This is a genomic window from Microcystis sp. M49636_WE2 (assembly GCF_030065375.1).
GTDB classification, from domain to species: Bacteria; Cyanobacteriota; Cyanobacteriia; order Cyanobacteriales; family Microcystaceae; genus Microcystis; species Microcystis aeruginosa_C.
Genome location: NZ_JASJFG010000072.1, coordinates 1 through 5,400 on the forward strand (window position 1 = coordinate 1; position 5,400 = coordinate 5,400).

Genomic DNA, 5,400 nt, shown 5'->3' on the forward strand with positions numbered 1-5,400 from the left:
CCGCCATTCTCTGGAAAGATGCCAAAAAATCCGATAAAGCAGCAGTTGCCCTCAAAATTACCTCAAAAGATTTAAAAGAGTTAAATATTATCGATCAGATCGTTCCTGAACCCTCCAGAGGGGCCCATGCTGATCCGATTAAAGCGGCAGCCAATTTAAAAGCCGCTATTAGTGAAAATTTAGAGGCTTTATCTTTGTTAACTCCCCAACAACGGCGCGAATCTCGTTATCAAAAATTCCGCAATTTAGGCGTATTTTTAGAAGCTACCGCTTAATCAGTGATCGGTGATCAGTTATACCAAATCCTGTTCACAAAGTAGAAGCATTCGGATAGGAAATCTACGGTTTCAGCGATAGGTTATTACCTCAATGCTTCGCCCCTACTTTCAAAATCTTGCACCTGCTTCGCAAAAAAGCCCCAAACCCCTTACCTCGTCTATATTTTACCTTTATTCAGCCAGCCCTAATTAGTGCGATTAATTCCGAGTTATTATTGGTACATTAATCTTACCAATTAAAAGGCCCCAAAGCCCGATCGTTGTAATCGCCACCCTCGGCAATAAAATGAATTACCATCGATTTACGGGTTAGCAGGTTATTATTAATCTTCCCCCCACCATGAATTAACATTCCGTGCCAGAGAAGAATCTCTCCTTTTTTAGCAGTAAATGATTGACAATCATAATTCTGAGCGCGCTGGTTAACATAATCTTGGTATTGGGGAATTTGAGCGGCAGTAATATTTTTAAGATTGACGGCGGGCTAGTCTGGAAAAAAGTCAGTTACTTTGATATTTTTATGAGATTTAGGATAAAAAATTAGCGGGCCAGCATCGGCGGAAATATCTTCCAAGGCAATCCAAACACCGACTAAATGATTAGCAGGATGAACATAAAAAACTGCCATATCCTCATGCAACCCCTGCTCTGTACCGTGCAGAAAGTTGATGGAATATCTCGGTTCGCAGGATTTGCCAATAATTAAATTAACTAAATCTCTCAGATTTTGATTGTCAAAAATTGCTCGAGCAGCGGGGGAAATCTCATGAAAGGCATGGAGTCGCCAAATAGAATTAACTAAGGCTTTTCTTTGCTCGATATCTAGGGCTAAAACTTGCTCGTGACTTAAACTCGCCGGTAGATTTTCTGCTTGAATGCCTTCAATTCTTAATCCAGGTATAGCCGATTCTAGGACAAATAAATCGGCTAATTCTGCTACTAAATTATCGATCGCCGTTGCGGGAATTAAATCTTTGACAATACAATAACCCAATTCTCGCCAATGGTCGAGGAGTTGATATTCTCGTTCGGAAATTCGCCGTTGTTGACGAGCTTTTTGCAGGGATTTTTCCGCTCGCGAGCGATCTAACCAGGGTAATTCGGCAGTAGAATCGAAAGACCAGGGCAAATTTTTTAAGATATCGGCAATTTTAAGAATCATACTCAGTTCATCTTTTCCGAGCTACTTTCGGACTATTTTAATCTATGAGCGCTCGATCTACCCTGTCAACAGATATAAATTATCTGAAAAAACCCCCTAGGATGAGTTAGGAGGTTACAGGGAAAAAATCAATCAGGGTTGATGGGATTAACTAGCGCTAACTTCAGCAGGATAAACGCTAACTTGACGGCGACTTTTATCCTTGTATTCAAATTTGACCACACCATCAATTAAAGCGAATAAAGTATCATCGCCACCACGACCGACATTTTTACCCGGGTGAACTTTAGTACCCCGTTGACGGATGAGAATATTTCCCGCTTTTACCACTTGACCACCGTAGCGCTTAACGCCTAGTCTCTGGGAACGAGAATCGCGTCCGTTGCGGGTACTACCCGTACCTTTCTTATGAGCCATAATTTCTCTCCAAATGCTTTTTTGATTCTAAAAGTTATTCTTCTTCATCGCTACTATCTTCCACAACTTCAGCGCCGGAGGTAGCAGCAGTGGCGACTAGGGTTTTACCGTTATAATTGATTGAATCAATCATAAAACGGGTAATTTCTTGACGATGACCGCGTTTTTTACGGGTTTTCTTTTTCGGGCGCATTTTATAGACAATAACTTTTTTGCCCCGACGATGTTGCATGACAGTCCCTTCCACGGTGGCCCCTTCGATAAAGGGCTGACCGATGCTAATATCATCCTCATCATGGATTAATAGCACTTTGTCGATGGTATGGGTACTTTGTTCATCGACGTGAAGAAGTTCGATATCGTAATAGCGACCGGGTTCTACCCGAATCTGTTTGCCACCGGTCTCAATAATTGCGTAACTCATGAATTTTCTGCGCTCGTTTTGCCGTACAGGTAGCTGAAAAAATTCCAGCTTTTGTGCTAATGTCCTCACCTGATCCGAGCAGGAATTGACACAATTTACTATTATCTAATATTCGGGCGGCAATTGTCAAGCTTTTAGCCCACCGATTGGCTATATACTGAAAATAATCTTACGAAAAACTCAATTAAACCGTTATGGAACAGTGGGAAAGCAGAGGACACCTGTTAACCGAACAAATTAACCCAAACAGCCTCAATTTAGACCAATTAAACCCGCTCGAATTGGTGGATCTCTTCAATCGCGAGGATGCCCAAACCCTAAAAGCGATCGCCATGGCCCGGCAAGAATTGGCCCTAGCGATCTCCCTGACCAGTCAAGCTCTGGCTAAAGGTGGTAGACTCTTTTACATTGGGGCGGGAACCAGTGGCCGGCTGGGGGTTTTGGACGCGGCCGAATGTCCTCCCACCTTCTGCACTCCCCCGGAATTGGTACAGGGAATTATTGCTGGTGGAGCGGCGGCGCTGGTGCGTAGTTCCGAAGATTTGGAGGATAAAGCGGAAGATGGGGCGGCGATTATTGCCCAGCGAGAAATTGACGAATTAGACGTGGTAGTGGGGATTACCGCCGGGGGTACCACCCCCTACGTTCACGGGGCTTTACAGGCGGCAAAACAGCGAGGTGCGACGACGATTGCTATTAGTTGTGTCCCCGCCGAACAAGTCGAGATCGCGGTGGATGTGGATATCCGCTTATTGACCGGACCAGAACTTCTGGCCGGCTCCACCCGCCTGAAAGCGGGAACAGTGACGAAAATGGCTTTAAATATCCTTTCCACAGGGACAATGGTCATGTTAGGCAAGGTTTACGGCAACCAGATGGTCGATGTGGCTGTTACTAATCATAAACTCCATGACCGCGCCCTGCGGATTATCTGTAACCTTAGCGATATTAGTCGTGAGGAAGCGGCAATTTTACTGGAAAAAAGTGGCCGCCGGGTTAAACTGGCTTTGTTAATGCAGAAAACGGGACTTTCGGCGGCGGCAGGACAAGAATTGTTACAAAAGCATCGAGGGCAATTACGGGCCGCCCTGCAAGCTTATAATCAAATTGATTGATAAAAACCTATTGATTTTGACTTTCCTATGGTTAATATTTCTTCGGAAATTGCTGCGGTCGCTGTTATTTTCCTCGTCGCTGGTGCTATCTTGACTTGGAGTTTTTATCGGGCTAAACCCTACGGCCAACTGGGAATTTTACCTTGGTTACAATCCTTGGTACTCATAGCTCCTTGGTTAATTTTTTTCGGGCTATTTGCGGCGGGAATTTATCTCAATCTAGCGGTAATTCTCTTTTTACTGGTTGCTTCCACCATTATCTATATTTATTTGGGCAACCGTTTACGGTTACTGAAAACCAATCAGATAATTGAACCGAAATTTAACCAGGCAGTTAGCCAGTCCGTTACTCCTCTAGAAACCACGGCAGCGGTGACAGTAATTGTACCAGATGTGATTCCAATTCCCGAAGAGGATTTAAAAGTTATTCAGAGCATTTTTGGGATAGATACTTTTTTTGCCACCGAGACTATCTCTTTTCAGGAAGGGGCAATTTTTAAAGGCAATTTACGAGGAGAACCGGATATCGTTCACTCTCGCTTAACCCAGAAATTAAGTAATCATTTTGGCGATAAATATCGTTTATTTCTGGTGGAAGGAACCGAGGAAAAACCTGTGGTAATTATCCTTCCCAAAACTAACGATCCTAGTCCTGCCACTCTTGCTCAAAAAAATCTCTCTTTAGTTTTGTTAGTAGCCACCATTGTCACCAGCTTAGAAGCGGCGGGAATTTTATTGGGTTTTGATTTGTTTAGTAATTGGCAGAGATATCGAGAAGCAATTCCCCTGAGTTTGGGTTTATGGTCGGTATTAATTGCCCACGAAATCGGTCATCTAATTATCGCTAAACGCCATAATGTTCGTCTCAGTTTACCCTATTTTCTTCCCACTTGGCAGATTGGTTCTTTTGGGGCGATTACTCGTTTTGAATCTTTATTACCTAACCGCAGTGTCCTATTTGATATAGCTTTCGCTGGTCCTGCTTTGGGAGGTTTGGTTTCTTTAATCTTATTAATTGTTGGACTGACTTTATCTAATTCGGCCAGCCTTTTTCAAATCCCTAGTACCTTTTTCCAAAGTTCAATTTTAGTGAGTTTTTTAGCGCGGATAGTTTTGGGCGACGAGTTACAAAATGCCGTTATCTCCGTGCATCCTTTAACTGTTATCGGTTGGTTAGGATTGGTGATTACCGCCCTTAATTTACTGCCCGCAGGACAGTTAGATGGTGGCAGAATTGTTCAGGCTATTTATGGTCGCAAAATTGCCCGCCGCACCACTGTGGCCACTTTGGTCATTTTGGGCATTATTTCCTTAGTTAATCCCAGTAATCCGATTCCTCTCTATTGGACAATTTTAGTCGCTTTTTTACAAAGAGAGTTGGAAAGACCGAGTTTAAATGAGTTAACCGAACCCGATGACACCCGCGCCGGTTGGGGTTTATTACTACTCTTTTTAATGTTAGCGACTCTGATTCCTTTAAGCCCTAGTTTAGCAGGACGGTTAGGCATCGGTGGCTAAATACTTCCCCGAAATTCTTGCCATTGATTGCCGTCAAAAAAAAGCTTGACAAAAACTCAAGTCTTGACTTATAATTTTCTTATAATGGGAATCCGTGTCCGCCTATAGACCCCTGATTTTTCCGTAAAATATAGCCTCCAGCATTTACCCCTGAAGATTTGACTTTTGGAGTTGCTCAAAATGTCTAACGAAACTGTCACTTATTCCCTAGAAGCTGTCCTGACAAGGATTGAGGGGAAAATCGACTCTCTGGAAAAACGTATTGACGAGAAAATCGACTCTCTGGAAAAACGTATTGACGAGAAAATCGACTCTCTGGAAAACCGTATTGACGAGAGATTTGACAAGATAGAAGACCGGTTAACTAAAGTAGAAATAGGACAGGCCGAACTCAAGGGAGATATTAAAGCTTTAGACGAAAAAATCAATGGATTAACTGCAAGGGTTGCCTATCAGGAATTCACCAATCGAGGGATTCTGATAGCA

The 5,400-nt window shown here is 43.1% G+C and carries 6 protein-coding genes and 1 pseudogene; 4 read left to right on the forward strand and 3 right to left on the reverse strand.

Features of this window, described 5'->3' with window-relative positions; all coding sequences use genetic code 11:
- Positions 1-275, forward strand: a pseudogene (locus PX484_RS01630) (acetyl-CoA carboxylase carboxyl transferase subunit alpha); the annotation flags it as partial.
- A gap of 487 nt (positions 276-762) precedes the next feature.
- Here PX484_RS01630 and PX484_RS01635 read toward each other — a convergent pair.
- From PX484_RS01635 to rplU, 3 genes are all read right to left on the reverse strand, one after another.
- A complete protein-coding gene (locus PX484_RS01635) occupies positions 763-1,440 on the reverse strand; it encodes a phytanoyl-CoA dioxygenase family protein (RefSeq protein WP_287766824.1) in 678 nt (225 codons plus the stop codon).
- Between the two features lie 147 nt (positions 1,441-1,587).
- On the reverse strand, positions 1,588-1,857 hold the full coding sequence (gene rpmA / locus PX484_RS01640; RefSeq protein WP_002744094.1) for a 50S ribosomal protein L27: 270 nt from the start codon (positions 1,855-1,857) through the stop codon (positions 1,588-1,590).
- 34 nt (positions 1,858-1,891) lie between these two features.
- Complete coding sequence (rplU, locus tag PX484_RS01645) at positions 1,892-2,281, reverse strand: 50S ribosomal protein L21 (RefSeq protein WP_002800643.1); 390 nt, start codon at positions 2,279-2,281, stop codon at positions 1,892-1,894.
- A 194-nt stretch (positions 2,282-2,475) separates the two neighbouring features.
- Between rplU and murQ the strand changes: the two genes are divergently transcribed.
- The 3 genes from murQ to PX484_RS01660 form a co-directional block, all read left to right on the forward strand.
- On the forward strand, positions 2,476-3,396 hold the full coding sequence (gene murQ, locus PX484_RS01650) for an N-acetylmuramic acid 6-phosphate etherase (RefSeq protein WP_287766826.1): 921 nt from the start codon (positions 2,476-2,478) through the stop codon (positions 3,394-3,396).
- Between the two features lie 27 nt (positions 3,397-3,423).
- Complete coding sequence (locus PX484_RS01655; RefSeq protein WP_002800641.1) at positions 3,424-4,914, forward strand: site-2 protease family protein; 1,491 nt, start codon at positions 3,424-3,426, stop codon at positions 4,912-4,914.
- 180 nt (positions 4,915-5,094) lie between these two features.
- A partial coding sequence (locus PX484_RS01660) for a DUF4164 domain-containing protein (RefSeq protein ID WP_288102716.1) occupies positions 5,095-5,400 on the forward strand: 306 nt, incomplete at its 3' end.